This window comes from Sulfitobacter aestuarii (assembly GCF_042685005.1).
GTDB lineage: Bacteria > Pseudomonadota > Alphaproteobacteria > Rhodobacterales > Rhodobacteraceae > Sulfitobacter > Sulfitobacter aestuarii.
Genome location: NZ_JBHUMP010000013.1, coordinates 13,571 through 28,464, shown reverse-complemented (window position 1 = coordinate 28,464; position 14,894 = coordinate 13,571). Strand labels below are relative to the sequence as shown.

The 14,894-nt window shown below is 60.7% G+C and carries 16 protein-coding genes and 1 other annotated feature; of the genes, 5 read left to right on the top strand and 11 right to left on the bottom strand.

The genetic code is table 11. From position 1 onward, the window contains the following. Window positions 1–542: 542 nt before the first annotated feature. From ACFSUD_RS14135 to ACFSUD_RS14120, 4 genes are all read right to left on the bottom strand, one after another. Window positions 543–749, bottom strand: coding sequence for a hypothetical protein (locus tag ACFSUD_RS14135; RefSeq protein WP_007120662.1), 207 nt, complete (start codon window positions 747–749; stop codon window positions 543–545). A gap of 536 nt (window positions 750–1,285) precedes the next feature. Beyond that, complete coding sequence (locus tag ACFSUD_RS14130; protein WP_322343533.1) at window positions 1,286–2,215, bottom strand: DUF2493 domain-containing protein; 930 nt, start codon at window positions 2,213–2,215, stop codon at window positions 1,286–1,288. Between the two features lie 726 nt (window positions 2,216–2,941). Next, the gene (locus tag ACFSUD_RS14125; RefSeq protein ID WP_322343532.1) at window positions 2,942–3,511 is read right to left on the bottom strand and encodes an ImmA/IrrE family metallo-endopeptidase; all 570 of its coding nucleotides are present in this window, start codon (window positions 3,509–3,511) and stop codon (window positions 2,942–2,944) included. Then, a complete protein-coding gene (locus tag ACFSUD_RS14120; protein WP_322343531.1) occupies window positions 3,512–3,829 on the bottom strand; it encodes a helix-turn-helix domain-containing protein in 318 nt (105 codons plus the stop codon). Window positions 3,830–3,990: 161 nt separating this feature from the next. Here ACFSUD_RS14120 and ACFSUD_RS14115 point away from each other — a divergent pair, with 161 nt between their 5' ends. The 5 genes from ACFSUD_RS14115 to ACFSUD_RS14090 all read left to right on the top strand — a co-directional run bounded on the left by ACFSUD_RS14115 (window position 3,991) and on the right by ACFSUD_RS14090 (window position 7,526). Further along, on the top strand, window positions 3,991–4,212 hold the full coding sequence (locus tag ACFSUD_RS14115; RefSeq protein ID WP_322343530.1) for a DUF2188 domain-containing protein: 222 nt from the start codon (window positions 3,991–3,993) through the stop codon (window positions 4,210–4,212). A gap of 9 nt (window positions 4,213–4,221) precedes the next feature. Further along, complete coding sequence (locus ACFSUD_RS14110; protein ID WP_322343529.1) at window positions 4,222–4,482, top strand: multiubiquitin domain-containing protein; 261 nt, start codon at window positions 4,222–4,224, stop codon at window positions 4,480–4,482. Beyond that, window positions 4,457–5,647, top strand: a complete 1,191-nt coding sequence (locus tag ACFSUD_RS14105) for a ThiF family adenylyltransferase (protein WP_322343528.1) — start codon at window positions 4,457–4,459, stop codon at window positions 5,645–5,647. The genes ACFSUD_RS14110 and ACFSUD_RS14105 overlap by 26 nt, the downstream gene beginning before the upstream one ends. 28 nt (window positions 5,648–5,675) lie before the next feature. Next, on the top strand, window positions 5,676–6,044 hold the full coding sequence (locus ACFSUD_RS14100) for a DUF6527 family protein (protein WP_322343535.1): 369 nt from the start codon (window positions 5,676–5,678) through the stop codon (window positions 6,042–6,044). Window positions 6,045–6,297: 253 nt separating this feature from the next. After that, window positions 6,298–7,526, top strand: a protein-coding gene (locus ACFSUD_RS14090) for an IS3 family transposase (protein ID WP_152540655.1) whose coding sequence is annotated in 2 segments (ribosomal slippage) — window positions 6,298–6,592 and window positions 6,592–7,526 — 1,230 coding nt in all. Because the reading frame shifts where the segments join, the coding sequence is not laid out codon by codon here. Next, window positions 6,585–6,701 (top strand) — a sequence feature (AL1L pseudoknot). Its footprint overlaps the gene before it by 117 nt. A 425-nt stretch (window positions 7,527–7,951) precedes the next feature. Here ACFSUD_RS14090 and ACFSUD_RS14085 read toward each other — a convergent pair. The 7 genes from ACFSUD_RS14085 to ACFSUD_RS14055 form a co-directional block, all read right to left on the bottom strand. Then, the gene (locus ACFSUD_RS14085) at window positions 7,952–8,680 is read right to left on the bottom strand and encodes a DUF736 family protein (RefSeq protein WP_184583019.1); all 729 of its coding nucleotides are present in this window, start codon (window positions 8,678–8,680) and stop codon (window positions 7,952–7,954) included. Between the two features lie 124 nt (window positions 8,681–8,804). Continuing rightward, window positions 8,805–9,107: a hypothetical protein gene (locus ACFSUD_RS14080; RefSeq protein WP_184583021.1), complete on the bottom strand. Its 303-nt coding sequence runs from the start codon at window positions 9,105–9,107 to the stop codon at window positions 8,805–8,807. 100 nt (window positions 9,108–9,207) lie between these two features. After that, complete coding sequence (locus ACFSUD_RS14075; RefSeq protein WP_184583023.1) at window positions 9,208–9,669, bottom strand: DUF6915 family protein; 462 nt, start codon at window positions 9,667–9,669, stop codon at window positions 9,208–9,210. 1 nt (window position 9,670) lies between these two features. Continuing rightward, window positions 9,671–10,057, bottom strand: a complete 387-nt coding sequence (locus tag ACFSUD_RS14070; RefSeq protein ID WP_184583025.1) for a DUF6878 family protein — start codon at window positions 10,055–10,057, stop codon at window positions 9,671–9,673. A 121-nt stretch (window positions 10,058–10,178) separates the two neighbouring features. Further along, window positions 10,179–14,441 (bottom strand): strawberry notch-like NTP hydrolase domain-containing protein, encoded by a 4,263-nt coding sequence (locus tag ACFSUD_RS14065; protein ID WP_184583027.1) that lies wholly within the window; start codon window positions 14,439–14,441, stop codon window positions 10,179–10,181. Between the two features lie 103 nt (window positions 14,442–14,544). Next, window positions 14,545–14,697 (bottom strand): antitoxin PaaA2 family protein, encoded by a 153-nt coding sequence (locus tag ACFSUD_RS14060; RefSeq protein ID WP_184583029.1) that lies wholly within the window; start codon window positions 14,695–14,697, stop codon window positions 14,545–14,547. Beyond that, the gene (locus tag ACFSUD_RS14055; protein ID WP_170850626.1) at window positions 14,687–14,851 is read right to left on the bottom strand and encodes a hypothetical protein; all 165 of its coding nucleotides are present in this window, start codon (window positions 14,849–14,851) and stop codon (window positions 14,687–14,689) included. Before ACFSUD_RS14055 ends, ACFSUD_RS14060 begins: the two co-directional genes overlap by 11 nt. Window positions 14,852–14,894: the final 43 nt, after the last annotated feature.

Sequence of the window (14,894 nt, the reverse complement as noted above, 5' to 3'; positions counted from 1 at the left end):
TCCTGCCACCTTCCAACAAGGCTGCTTCCACCTTACGATAATATACCAAGTTGTCAATTGTATACTTACGTTGCCTTCAGTCTCAGGCAGCCTTGGTGTCCGCTTCCCCCGCGGCCCGCAGGGACGCGGCTCTGCCGCCCTCACCACCGGGCGACCCACCTGTCCAATGGGTCCCCTTCCCCAAAACCGCCCGAAGGTCTGGCCGAACACGCATGTGTTCGGACGGAACCGCGGGCGGGCGCAAACCCCACCGACAGGGCGGACAGGCAGGGTCAAGGAGGGCCAGATTTGGCTTGCCAAATCTCTGCCGCAAAAACCGGGAGGCCCTGGCCGATAGGTTTTTGTGGATGGCCCCCTTGAGGCTGACTGGCCGATCTGTCGCGGCCTGATCATTCCGGGCGGCGATAGTCCTTTGAGCGCGAGGATACCGACACCAAGAGGAAGTCGCTGTGGGCGTTCACACGCGCCGGTGACGGCATCCCTGGAACAGGGATCGGGCCACCCCAAGATCGTCCTGGGGCGGCCCATCCTCTTGAGAGGATTCAGTCCTGGGGATCCTTTGCGCTCGGCGGGAACATCACCAGCTCCGAGACCGCGACCGGGAAGTCGAGCTTGAGGCTGAAGAACTCCGAGCCATCCCCGTTGCGGGTGTTGCGGAACATCGCACCCACGCGCTGAAAACGGGTGCGCTCCTGGCCATCGGTATCGGTGAACTTGACGGGGACGGTGGCGACGTAGTGGTTGGTCATTTGGGTTACTCCTTGTTGCGATGGGGATCTGCCAGCACGGGGGCAAGAGGCCCGGTCGCAAGCGCAAATGCGGAGGGTCCGCGGCTAGCCGTGGAAGCCGTATTTGTGCTTGCCGAAGCATGAGCTGAGGGCACGGACGGGCCGACCCCGTGCGATCCACATCTATGAGCAAGAAGGAGAGACCCGGATGACCCTTGCTATCACGCAGCCGCCACCATCCGCGTCAAGTTCACCGAGCCTGGCCGGGGTGCTGACGGAGCCCGCCCGCGTGGATGCGATGTTCCGAAATACCACCCGAGGGACGCGCAGGGCTTCAGCCTCAAGTGCGACGTTTCGAGCCTTCGTGTCTTGCGATGCTGACGATGTGCGTGAGGTGCGCACCATCCCCAACCGGTGCCGATGCGGATGGGCCGCATTCTGACGGACCGGGTAGAGGGATAACGGTGATGGCCGCCGCAGGCTGCCGATCGCGCATGACCGATCGCACGCGCCATGAGACATGACGAAAGGGCCGCGCCAAGCGCGACCCCCTCTCTTCAATCCTGCGCAGTCTTCTTCGCCGGGTCAGCAACCCGCATGACCGTCAGGCCTTTCGCTTCCGCCTTCTGCCCGAGGTTCAGCGCGACCCCGTTGCCGCCGAAGAGTACAACCCCCGTCGCCGCGAACTTGTCGTCCAGCATTTCGTCGTTGCACTTGAACGGTGCCGCCCGCCCATGCGCGGACCACCGAGGATCAAAGCGCGCCTGTGCTATCCCGCGTGCCCGGGCCCACCGAGCCGCAATCATCTCCGCCCCATGCTTGCCACCCTTGTGGCAGAGGAAGATCTCCTGATTGCGGTTCTGCTTGATCCGTTCGCGAACCTTGTCGAGCGTGTTGAAGATCACATCGACATCGGTCCAGTCGGTGGCGCCCGAGACGATCAGGGGCACCCCCTCGACTTTCGACTTCTCGGCAGTCTCGCGGTCGTGCTGCTCCAGCAGCTGCCGCGCCTCGAAGACCGCCCCGGTCTCTTGCGCCCGGACGCTTGCGCGCGACCCGGCTGCCGGGATGAAGGCGTGGCCCGTCTCGATCTCGTAGCATTCCGCCGCCGCCTCGCTCATCACCTCGATGGCGCTGACAATCTCGCGCAGCTGCACAAAGCGCGCCTGCGCCTCTTCGAGCGCGGTCTCGGCGATCTCCGATCCGTCGTGAGATTTTGCCAGCGCACCGATCTTGTCGGCGGTGCGGTCGACCTCCTTGCCAAGTGCCACCTTGCGGCGCTGCAGGATCGTCGCGAGCCCATGGGCCAGCGGTTCGATTTCGGCTTCAAGCCCGGTCCCGCGCAGCTGCCCGAGCAAAGCCTCGAAGCTCTCGCGGATGATGCGGTCGGTCAGGACGTGATCCTCCGGGATCGGCAGCTGCGCGTCCTTCTCGGTCAGTCCGAAAAGCTCGATGGTCTCGTAGGTGTTTGCAGTGTTGTAAGCCATGTCTGGTCTCCAGTGTTCGTTTCCAAGGCCACCACGTGAGTGTGGGGGCATGGCCGAATGCCTGGTTTCCGAATCTGCCCGGGTCAGGGACGGCGCAGCCGCCGGCTTGCCGGGCGCAAAAGTTTTCCGCGCGCGGCACCCGACACAGGCCCGCGCTCACGCACGGGACCGCCCCGCGCCACAGGCCCCGCCCTCGCCGAAAAGTTTTGCGATCCTTGACGCGGGCTGATTTGGGGGCCATCCGGAGGATATGCTTCCACGCTCATGTGTGTGTGTTTTGACGGTAGGTTTGCCCGACCCGAGCAGGCAAACGGCCCGACCGGACGCGGGAGACGGATGAAGCGGCGGGATCGTTTTGGCCTCGGGCCAAAACAGACCAGAGCGCAATCCGGCGGAGCGGCCAGGGAGAGACGTGCTCGCGAGGCGGGCAAACCGGGATGCCGGGTACGACGCCGCGGTGAGGCCGCATGGCCGAATGCGCGACGGACCGAAGGGCCGTTCTCCCCTGCGACACGCGCAGCCGAGCTGGGGAGGCCGCAAGGCTCTGGCCAAGGTTGATGTGCGGGCGACGCCGCTGCCGACTATAGGTATTGCTTGTCCGGGCATTCGACGTGATCGGCGGGCCGTTGCCACCTGTATGATCAAAATGTCCAGAGAATTCCTTCTCGGCCATCCTCCATGCCGCAACGGTCATATTCTGTCTGTGAAAATTGTCTCAACTGGGGCCTAAGCGCGTCGCCGCGATAGCTGGTAGTCAACCCCCGTCATCCGAAACCGCCACTTCAGCATCTCCGAACTGACGAGATGTTCCTCGCAAGCGTTGCGATCTGAGAGGCGACGGCGACGAATGGACAGAAGTGCTGGCCGGGGCAGCAGCAAGGCTCCGGCCAACCAGTCGGCTTCGTCTTCTTGGTCTTGATCGAAGTTGCCCGGAACAAGCGAGCCATCCTCTAGGATGCAGGCCTTTGCAAGTTCGTGACCTAGAATGATATGCGCCAACTCATGCATCACCACATTGTTTCGCCGCCCCTTAGAGGAGACCGGTTTGTAAACGACAAGGTGTGCTGTGCCCAATCTCATCGTGAGGGCCGACCAAGATTGATCAGACTCGTCGCTCAGAACCGATCTGGCTTTTTCTGATATCCCGCCAACTTCATCGGTAGACCAAACGGTGACTCGAAGCTCCTCCGCCAAACGGTCGGCAGGCAGCGCGTCGTGATCCGACAGGCCGAACTGCTTTCGAAACTCAACCGACCGCCGCTCACATTGAGATTTGAACCCTCGTCTAAATGCCACTTAATGTCCTCGTGCTTCGACTTCTTCTTCGAACTGTCGCGAGGCTTGGGTGATGAGTTCTGCCAGCGCGAGAGCAGTCGATTGTGGGACCGCTTTCTTGTTCTTGAACGCGATTTGAAGGTCTCCGACGCCGGTGAACTTGGAAGGTTCCTCCCCCAACCACTCGCTGAGTTTGTTGAGCGTGCCGACGTCGGGGACATGTCCTTTCTCAATCCTAGTGAGTGTGGTCGGGCTGATTCCGATCTCTTTCGCGGCAGCCCTAACCCCCATGTTTCCCCGTCTCCTTAAAACAAGTGGGGCGAGTTCGTTGATATTCATGTGCCCTCCTTAGTGTTTCGTAGACTGGTATTAGTGGTGCGATGACTGTTTACTTGGTGAGGCATCTGGCCTATACCAGTCTGTGAAACACTTGAATCATGCTGAAGGGCCGGGGTCAACAGTTTCGAATCGAGGCTAGCTAGGAAAATAAGGAGAATTCGATGTCAAAGCGTATTCATGTGGTCCCCCACGGTGATGGTTGGGCTGCACGTCGCGAGGGAGCTACAAGAGTCGTATCCACGCACGCGACTCAGGCAGCGGCGACGGCTGCGGCACGCACCACGGCGATCCGTGATCGAGGCGAGGTGATCATTCATCGCCCTAACGGGCAAATTCGGGACGCCAATTCCTACGGGAATGATCCGTACCCCCCAAAAGGCTAGGAGCAGAAAATGAATACCATGAAAGACCACAAGAACGTCACCATCGTTGTTGAAGGCACTCCTCATGAGTGGCCGAAGAACAGTGAAATCACTTACATTCAGCTCGTTGCTCTGGAGTTTCCCGATTTCGAGCAACACCCTGAAACAACCTATTCGATCAAGTATACCAAGGGGCAAGGGAACAAACCGGAGGGCATCCTGATCGCTGGCGGCTCGGTGAAAGTCAAAGAAGGGATGATCTTCAATGTCTCGTCAACTGGCCAGTCATAATGACGATATCCGACGCCTAATCGAGAAGGGGTTCGCGGTCAGCGAGGACAGCAACTATCTTGTCGTCCGCGATATCCCCTACCTTGACACAAATCTTGCGCTTGCGACCGGTTCATTCGTTGCAACGCTGGTCGCCATTGACGAACACAGGGTTCAGCAGGATGACCACCAAGTCTGGTTTGCGGGCGGGGTTCCTCACGGACTTGATGGCAGACCGATACCAAACCTCGGTGGTGGTCCCTGTTCTCTCCATCTCAGCCCTGCGGCTTCCGATGTTGTCGTAGAGCGCCGATTCTCCAACAAGCCATTGGTAGCCCAGCGGTTTGACGATTTCTTCGAAAAGATCGAGAGTTACACCAATATCATCGCGGGACCCGCGATGGAGCGGTACGACGCATCGCCCTACACTTTTCGAATACCAGACGAAGCTGCCAAGGATCCGATCTTCAAGTTTCGCGATACTTTGACAAGCCGGGGGGAAATTACCGACCTGACCACCTGCTTCCACGGTGAAGTTGTTGCTGTGATCGGCCTAGGTGGAACAGGCAGCTACGTCCTGGACTTCATGGTGAAGACACCCGTTGCTGAAGTTCGTGCGTTCGATGCTGATCGATTCCATGTTCACAATGCCTTTCGATCACCAGGATATGTCGACCCTTCGGAGTTCGACAAGACGAAGGCCGAAGTCTACCTCGCCCGATACGACAACTTCCGCCACGGGCTCTCGGCCAAAGCGACCTACATAGACGGTTCATCGGAAGATGAATTAAGCGGTGTCACCTTCGCATTCGTTTGCGTGGACAAGGGCGCATCACGTGCGGATATTTTCCAGGCACTGGTAGAACGAAAAATTCCGTTCATTGACGTCGGAATGGGACTGAAGAGGAAGGATCAAGGTTTGGGCGGAATGGTCCGCGTCACCTATTTTCCATCCGAACACAGCGAAGAAGTAATACGCAAGTCCCACGCGCCGCAGCAAGATGATCCGGAAGACCTGTACCGTGCGAAAGTTCAGATTGGCGAATTAAACGCCTTGAATGCTGCTCTTGCCGTGACGCGCTACAAGCAGCTACGCGGGTTCTATAAGGACGTGTCCGATTGGGAGAATCTTCTGTTCGACACGACCGACTTGAAGAGCGTAGGAGTATCGACACGTGAAGACTGAACACTTTGCGCTGCAATCTGTCCGGTACATGCCAAAACTGCTGGAACCAGGCATTCTTTATGTGTCCGAGGAGTTCCATGCTGCTGCCCATCTTTGCGCCTGTGGGTGCTGGCAGAAGGTCCGAACACCCCTTGGCCCAACTGAGTGGACCGTCAGAGCAGCCTCGCGTGGGCCGACACTTCGCCCTTCTGTTGGAAACTGGCAACTGCCCTGCAAGTCCCATTATTTGATCACGAATGGAAGTGTCCAATGGTCCAATCAGTGGACCGACAAGCAAATCCATTCAGGGCGACAGAGGGAACATGCGAGGCGCTCTGCCTACTATGAAGGGAGTAAGCCAAACGCCTCTTGGTGGCGCCTGCTGCTAGACTTTGTGCGGAAAAGCCTGGGTCTTTGATTGAACGGGGCTTATGCCCCGTTCCAAACGCAATTTCAGGGATGACCATCTTGCGGGTCTTTTCGGCCAGGTTGTCCTGGATGCCGATGCAAGAAAAGACAAAGACGCCAATCAGCTGCAGTCGAGCATCTGGTCGTTACGCTTGAAGGGCGCGGCCTTGGCGTGTTTGCTCCAGTCCGGCTTGAAGGCGACTTGGGGAGCCTTGTGAACCGCCCCTTGTTTGCCGGAGACCCAGAAGTAAGGATACTGGGTTATGGAAAAGAACAAATGTGGAAACAGATATTCACCTGAAGTGCGCGAACGTGCTGTGCGGATGGTGTTCGAACATCAGGGTGAATTTGACAGCCAGTCTGCAGCGATCAAATCGATTGCGCCTAAGATTGGTTGTGGGCCGGATACGCTGCGTGCGTGGGTTAGGCGAGCCGAAACGGACAGCGGTCGACGCGATGGTATGACGACTTCCGAACGGGATCGGATCAGAGCACTTGAGCGCGAAAACCGTCAGCTCCGGCAGGCCAACGAGATCCTGAAGAAAGCATCTGCGTATTTTGCGCAGGCGGAGCTCGACCGCCCGTTTCGGAAATGATTGCGTTTATCAAAGAGCACCGGGAAGTGTGTGGGGTCGAGCCGATCTGCCGTGTTTTGCAGATTGCCCCCTCGACGTTCTACGCGCATCTGGCCGTGGAGAATGACCCTGACAAAGCGTCAGATCGGGCCAAACGGGACGCTGAACTCCGCCCAGAAATGAAGCGTGTCTGGGAGGAAAACCTTGAGGTGTATGGCGCACGTAAGCTGTGGCGCGCGATGAAGCGAAAGAAGTTTGATGTCGCCCGCTGCACCGTTGAACGTCTAATGCGCGACATCGGTATTAAAGGTGTTCGACGCGGCAAGAAGGTCAAAACGACTTGGCCGGACAAAGCTCTGGCCAGCCCTCTGGATCGAGTGAACAGGCAGTTCCGTGCAACGATGCCCAACCAACTTTGGGTATCAGACTTCACCTATGTCTCAACCTGGCAGGGGTTTGTCTACGTCGCCTTTGTGATCGACACCTTCGCCAACAAGATCGTTGGCTGGCGAGCATCCAAGTCACAACAAACGGAGTTTGTCTTAGATGCTTTAGAGCAGGCGCTCTACGAACGGAAACCTGCCGACAGCCTTATCCATCACAGCGACCGCGGGAGCCAATACCTGTCGATCAAATACACCGAACGGTTAGCGGATGCCGGATTGGAACCCAGCGTTGGCACTGTCGGCTGTTCGTATGACAACGCGCTTGCCGAGACGATGATTGGCCTATTCAAAGCAGAAGTGATCCACAGATTGGGACCATGGAAGTCAGCCGATGCCGTTGAATGGGAAACCCTTAAATGGGTCGACTGGTTCAACAACCGCCGTCTGCTCGAACCAATCGGATACATCACACCAACCGAAGCTGAGGAGGCATTCTATGCAAACATGAACATACTCGATAAAGTCGCTTGAGAAGAACTAAACGGTCTCCGGTAAAGCCGGGGCGGTTCAGTCAGATACGCACGCCGCGATATGGACACCGGCTTTCCCGCCGCCTTGGCCTCTAGATATGCCTGCCGGTTCTTATCGAGCTTCGCCGTCGCATGGGACATGATGACGGCGCGCTGTTGGGCGGGTAGCGCAAATCCGGTGCAGCGCTCGATATGAGTGAGGAGATCTTCAACCTCTACCTCAACATCAAAGCTCTCGAACCATGGAACCGTCCCTGATCTAACCGCCACGCGCCCGCCCTCAATATTACGTTAATATATTATTGTATCACATTTGCACCTGATCGCAAGCGGGTGGCGTCCTTCACGCAAACGGACATGGAAAAAGGGGAACCGTGATCCCACGGCTCCCCTTTCGGTTCAGATCGTCTCCCCCCCGCGCGCCGATTAGGCGACTAAGGAGAGCCCCGCGCCTGCGTCGTGCGGCTGCTCACCGCTGTCGATGAACGGGATGATCGAGAAGGTCTGCCCGCCGCGCTGTTCTTCGTTCTGCACGGCGTTGACGCGCAGATCGCCATCGGGCGTGTTGATCAGCAGCGACAGGTAGTCATTGCCCGTGCGGCTGCTTTTCGCCATCCACGCCGAGCCGACGCGGATCGGCGTGCCCCGGGGCGAGCTGACCTCGATCCGGTAATCGGCGTGGGTCTCCTCGGATTTGTAGCTGTTCTCAATCAGCATGAACTCCAGATCGAACATCATGTTGGCGATGTAGCCAGTGAAGGCGTTGTCAGCGTCCATGGCGGTGAGCTCGCCCGAGAGCGAGCCGGATTTCATCAGGCCGTTCGAGACCAGCGGGATGATCTCGAACGCGCCACTTTGGGCCGCGCGCGCCTCTTTCGTCTGCACCGCGTTGACCCGGAACGGGCCGAGGCCGACATCGATCTGCATCGAGATGTAGGGGTTGCCGCTGGTATTGCCGGTCTCGTTCCAGGCCGTGCCGATACGCACCTTGCGGCCTGATTTGTTGACTGCCGTCACGTCAAAATCCGGGCTGCGTTCGGACATCTTGGCCCGCGCTTCCAACTGGATGGCGATGTCAAAGCGCGTCGAGTGGATCATGCCGGTGTACTGAGCGGCTGCGGTCTCGACATTGCGGGTGAGGGTTCCTGCGAACATGGGATGGTTCCTTTTGGATTGGCCGGTGTCTGACGTCCTTGCCAGCGCATCCGGGATTGCTTTCTCGACCCCTTGAGGGATCACAAATCAGAAAGCCTGCTTTCCTTTCAGCCCCGCCCACGGGTCAGAGCTGCCGTCCGAGTGGGAAGGCCCCCGCGCCTCCGGGTGCTACACCCCTCCCCTGCCCGTCTGGTCTTGATTGGCTGTCCGGATTTTCTGCGCCGATCCTCCAATCACGCGATGAAGAACTCCGCCCTTTTCCGTTCAACCCGTGCCCGCCCCGGTCGGTCAGACCGATGCAGCTACCATTCGGCACATAGGTGATGAGGTACTGACCGAGCCGGTCCTTGTGGACAACGTAGCCGGCATTGGCCCAATGCACGGTCTGGCAGGCATCGACGGCGGCCTTGATTTCATCGAGTGTCATGCGAACCTCCTTACGAAGAATGGTGGGTAAACGACGCAAGAAGCCCGATCTTCCGACCGGGCTTCCATGCAGCATTCGTTTGGCAAACGACCGAGAGCTGTCAAGCACCTTGCATGGCTTGCGTCGCGCGCGCCGCCATCCAATCCTTCAGGCCGAGAAGCGTTCTTCCGGCGGCGACCTCGGAGGCCCAGGCAACCCTTGGGTCGCCGCAGGGCTCATCGCCGGAATGCCGGTCGATGTGGCCATTGGCCATCCATGGCTCGGGCTGAATCCGTCGCAGCCAGTCCGCCATGCTCGGGATCCGGCCCTGGCAGTCTTCGCGGACATGCTGCTCGCCGATCCAGCGCACGGGAATGTCCCGACCTGCGCTATTGGTCAGGGTCAGGCCGAAGACACGTTCGGCCTCGAACAAACCTTGAGCGTGGTGGCGCATGGCTCGGTGCGTGAAGAGTGCGAGATGCTCTTTCGAGGCGTCAAACCAGTCGTGGACGGCTTGATAGTCGGACGGCACCCCGCCGAATTTCCGGGCAGAGCTTTCAGCATGATGAAGCGGACGGGCCATCTCAAAGACCCTCGACATAGCTGTGCGAGCATTCAACGTAGCGGTCCGCGTGATCGAGGATAATGCTGTCTAGTGCTATGTCCCAGGTCAGCGTGCCGTAGCCGCCCTCGTTGTTTTCGAACCCCGGGTGATGGTGATAGGCGAGCGACCAGGCGAAGTCGCCAACCTCTGTGGCAAGCGCCTCCGGCAGTTGGACCTCTGCGGGCTGCACCGTCACATCCTCGACATTGCCGGAGTCGCCATAGCCTTCGTATTCGGCAGTGACCTCGCTGATGCCAAGCGCACGTAGTTGCGCGAGCAGCTCCGTTCGGGATGCCTTCAATGTGGTTTCGCGCTCTGCACGCCACTGAGCCGCCATTGCGGCATAGTCGATCTGGGGATTGGTCATGGGTCTGTCCTCTTGTCTGAATTTGGGGGGCCGGGCGTGGCATTGGTCTGCCCGCGCCCGGAAAGCGCAGCCCGGGCAAACCCCGATCCGCGACGCCCGACCGAAAGCCCGCTTTGACTTTTCAGGCGGCTTGTTCTGACGTCATGGTGGCTTCCTGCCCCACGATCCGGGCCAGAATGCTTCCCGTGTCGATCCCGTCCCCATGCGGCAGGAACACCCGCAGCTGGAAGGCGATGATCTCGGTGAAGCAGCCGAGCTCCTTGAGGCCGTCGATCATGCCCTTGTCCGCGCCGCCCAGCTCGAGGCGCATCTCGCCTGCGACACGACGACGGGTCAGAGTCAGACCCCGGCCCAGATCGACCGGCGCGGTGGTGCCGAGGGCGGCGGTCAGCATCTCCTGCGGTGTTTGTGGATTGGAGACGAGGAAGCGGGCGCGCAGCGCGGCCGCCCCTTCCTCGCTCAGCGTGCGCCCGATCATCGGCGTCGCCCCGTCCGGCGTGACACGGTAGATGCGCTCATTGGTGGTCGGGATGTCCTTCCAGATCGGCAGCAGCAGCCCGGTCAACAGGTAGAGCTTGGTCGTGGTGGTTTTTGGCAGGGATGCGGCCTCGGCATCCCAAAGCCTTGCAAACTCGGGCCTTCCGATGTCTTCCCAGGCCGAGGACTCGAACCGTGCCTCTTCGAGATAGTTCGACCCGTTTGGACGCACCGCCTTGCGCATCAGCGTGACGATGTCCTCGTCATACATCTGCATAGGGCGCGCCGAGATGAGCGCCGCGCGGCCGGAGGCGCGATTCACCATCGGTAGCTTGTCGGGGTTGCGCGATATGGCCTCTTCGGCCCCAAGGACGTGGACCGGGTCGGTGACCTCCAGCCCGATGATCCGCGTCACGGCGCCGGATTTCGGGCAGGTCCAGAGATCTTCCGTGGAGACCTGTTCTATCTTGTCGCCGCGTAGGGTTTCCACGCCGAGATCGAGCGTGCCCGCCGCGCGCGCACGTTCCGTCTGATCAGCAATCCGGCGCATGAACTCGGCAAAGAGTGCGTTCTGCATGTGGATGGGCAGGGCAAGCACCCGGTTGAGAAACCGCTGGATCGGGGGAAGCTCCTCAAGGAGCACCCCATCCTTGTCGATCAGCCGCAGGGCTGTCCAGTCGGTGAAGCTCTCGTAGCTCATCGCTTCAGCGCGCCCGGCGGCAAGATCGGCGAAATACCCGCGCAGGGCGGCCCGTGCGATCGGGCTTTCGAGATTGTCCTCCTCGCGGAACATGCCCTGCGAGCCGGTCTCACGCTGACCCTTGGTCAAGGCCCCCAGCTGGTCGAGGCGTTTGGCAATCGTCGAGGTGAAACGCTTTTCGCCATGCACATCCGAGGTGCAGACCCGGAAGAAGGGCGCGCTGACCTGAGCCGAGCGATGCGTGCGGCCGAGCCCCTGGATGGCCGCATCCGCGCGCCAGCCGGGCTCCAGAAGATAGTGCCGCCGCCGTTTCTGGTTCTTCGCCGTTTGCGCCGCATGGTAGGATCGGCCCGTCCCGCCCGCATCGGAGAAGATCAGGATATCCTTCTCACCATCCATAAAGGCTTGGGTCTCGGAGGAATTGCTGCTGGGGCTGCGCTTTTCGATGAAGAGATGACCATCCGCGGCCTTGAGGGGCCGGTTGGACCGCCCCGTGACCTCGGCGACAGCCTCGTAGCCAAAAGCCCAGAGGATCTGATCGAGCGCCGAGGGGATCGGGGCGAGCGTCATCAACTCCATCATGGCCGCATCGCGCAGGGCGAGCGCCTCGCGCGAGACAACGAGCGCGCCGGTCTCATCCCGCAAGGGTTCCGCCACCATGTTGCCGTCAATCTCCACGAGCTTTTGCGCATGAATCGGGAAGGCCTGTTCGAGGTATCCCAGGACGTAGTCGCGCGGCGTTAGCGCGCCCTCGACCAGCTCGTCCTCCGGGTTCATCGTCTCAAGCCGACGTTTCAGCAGGCTTTCGCCTGTAGAGACCACCTGAATGACGCAAGCCTTGCCCGCCGCCAGATCGTCCGCGATGGCGCGGATGATGGTCGGGGCCTTCATGCCCATCAGGAGATGGTTGAAGAAGCGCTGCTTCGTGCTCTCGAAGCGGGACTTGGCCGAGGCGCGTGCGGCCGACGCATTAGTTTCCCCCGAGGCGTCGTTGACGCCGGTCGCAGTCAGCGCCGCTTCGAGATTGTGGTGGATCGTCCGAAACGCACCCGCATAGGCGTCGTAGATTTCGATCTGGGCCGGGGTGAGCGCGTGTTCGAGCACGTCATACTCCACGCCGTCGAAGCTGAGGGCGCGGGCCGTATAGAGCCCAAGCGTCTTGAGATCACGGGCAACCACCTCCATGGCCGCGACACCGCCGGCTTCCATCGCAGAAACGAAGCTCTCACGGCTTGGGAAGGGGTATTCGGGGCCCTGCCCCCAGAGCCCCAGCCGCGCGGCATAGGCCAGGTTGTGCACGCTCGTGGCACCCGTGGCCGAGATGTAGAAGACGCGAGCGCGGGGTGCTGCCAGTTGCAGCCGCAGGCCAGCAAGGCCCTGCTGCGAGGGTTTGACCCCCCTGCCCTGCTCGGACCCTGCCGCGTTCTGCATGGCATGGGCCTCATCAAAGGCCAGTACGCCTTCAAAGTCTTCGCCCATCCAGTCGAGGATCTGGCTCAGTCGCGTGGTGCCGCATTTGCCCGCGGACCGCAGCGTGGCGTAGGTGACGAAGAGGATACCGTCACCCATAGGGACGGGCTGGTCCGGTTTCCATTTGGAGAGCGGCTGAATGTCGGCAGGCGAGCCGCCGAGATCGGTCCAGTCGCGGATGGCGTCCTCGATGAGCGTGGCGGATTTGGAGACCCAGATCGCCTTTCTGCGCCCGGCCAGCCAGTTCACGAGAATGAGCCCCGCGCATTCGCGCCCCTTGCCGCAACCGGTGCCGTCGCCGAGGAAATAGCCAAGGCGATAGGCACGTGCATCCGGGTCATCATCGGCGCGCGTCAGCTTGGTCTGGTCGTCATCGATCGCGAACCGACCCGGCAGGTCGCGCCCATGGGCGTCATGCGCCATGATGATGGTTTCCAGCTGCGCCTCGGAGAGATGCCCCTCCTCGATCAGCTTGGCAGGCAGGCGCAATTCCGCACTGGCCGCGCCTGAGGGCACCGGCGGCGCGACAGAGGCCATGGCGATGCTCTCGACCAGCGGCGTGGGATGTTCCTGCGCACCCGCGATCTCGATCCGTTGCGGGCGGTAGCGCGCATAGATGTCCGAGACAGGCGTGTTGTCGCGCGGGACATCGAAGCTTGTGAAGCTGAGTGGGATGGCAGCATTGGCGCGGGGTTTGGAGGGGACGACAGGCGCACCGGTGGTCTTGCGTGGGGCAGCTACTGGACGAACCGGCCGCCCGTGATGGATCGCTTCTGCCCGTTGAGCGGGGCGCATCTCGGGCCGGATTGCGGCCACGGCAACGACATATGCCAAGGCTTCATTCAGATCCCGCACAGGGACGCGGATCATTTCGCCGTCCTCCTGCACCTTGTCGAAGACCATCAGCTGGGTTTCGACAGAGGTACCGAGCTTGCGGTAGACCTGCCCCGGCATCGTCAACGCCAAGCGCGGCGTCAGGAGACCGCAGGCGCGTGACCAATGCGCGGCATCGCGTTCGGGCGTGAATCCCGGCGGCATGATCGCCACAAGCCGCCCGCCGGGTGCCAGACGCTTTGCAGCCGCGATGAGATGCTTGGCGGCGATGTGCTTGTCTCGGGAGCGATCGACCGAGGAGGCGAAGGGCGGGTTCATCACCACGACGTCGGGTAGAACCGGCGTCTGCAGCAGGTCATCGATATGCTCGCCGTCATGGCCTGTGACCTCGCCGCCGAAAACCGCGCGCAGGAGGCGCTGGCGAAAGGGGTCGATCTCGTTGAGCAAAAGCATGGCACCGGCCCGGGCGGCGAAAGCGGCCAGTGCACCGGTGCCCGCCGACGGCTCCAGCACGGTCTCGCTCTTGCGGATCGCCGCGGCCCGCACCGCCATGGTCGCGAATGCCAGCGGTGTGGAAAACTGCTGCAGCCGGATCTGCTGCTCTGACCGGCGCGTTTCCGTCAGAAGCCGTGAGGCAAGCAGCTTTGCGGCGGCGATGTCACCTTCGGCGCCGTCCCCACGCAGCAGCACCTGGATAGCCGCAGCCTGCATCATGTCATAGGCTATGTGCCAGTCCCAGGCACCGCCGGCATCGCTGCCATGAAACGTCTCGCGCATGATGCGCGCCAGCGCTGAGCTGCGCAGCGGATGGAGGTCGATCTCCGTGCCGATCTGCTCGAGGGCAGAGGCGAGGTCAGGGTGGGAGATCGAGAGAGCCGGATTTGCCGGTTTGGGCTTGGTCATGGGGATTTTCCTTTGGATCAGGGTCTGAGTTCCAAAGGACAAAAAGCCCCCTTTCGCTTTTCAGGGTGACGGGGGTCAGACCGCGCTGACCTCCAAGGCTTGGTCAGGACTTGGGTTCGACCTGCCGCTTCGCATCAATCAATGCCTGTGCGGCCTGCATAACCTGAACCTGAGATGTTCCCGAGCGTGCATCCTCCAGCGCGGCCTGTACCTGCGCGCAAAACCAGGCGTCATACGAATTGACATCAGCCGCCACGGAAATGCTCCTCGAGCCCGATATCCAGCAGCTTGCCGAGGTCATCGGGCATGTCTGCAACGTGCACAGCAATTGGGAAACGGTGCCCCGTCAGGTCAGGCGCGCATTGCTCCTCTAGCCCGAGGTGCTGCCTATCCTTTTCCGCCTCAATCATTGTGCTTTCTCCGACCGTATTATCAGCCGATGCTACATCTTCC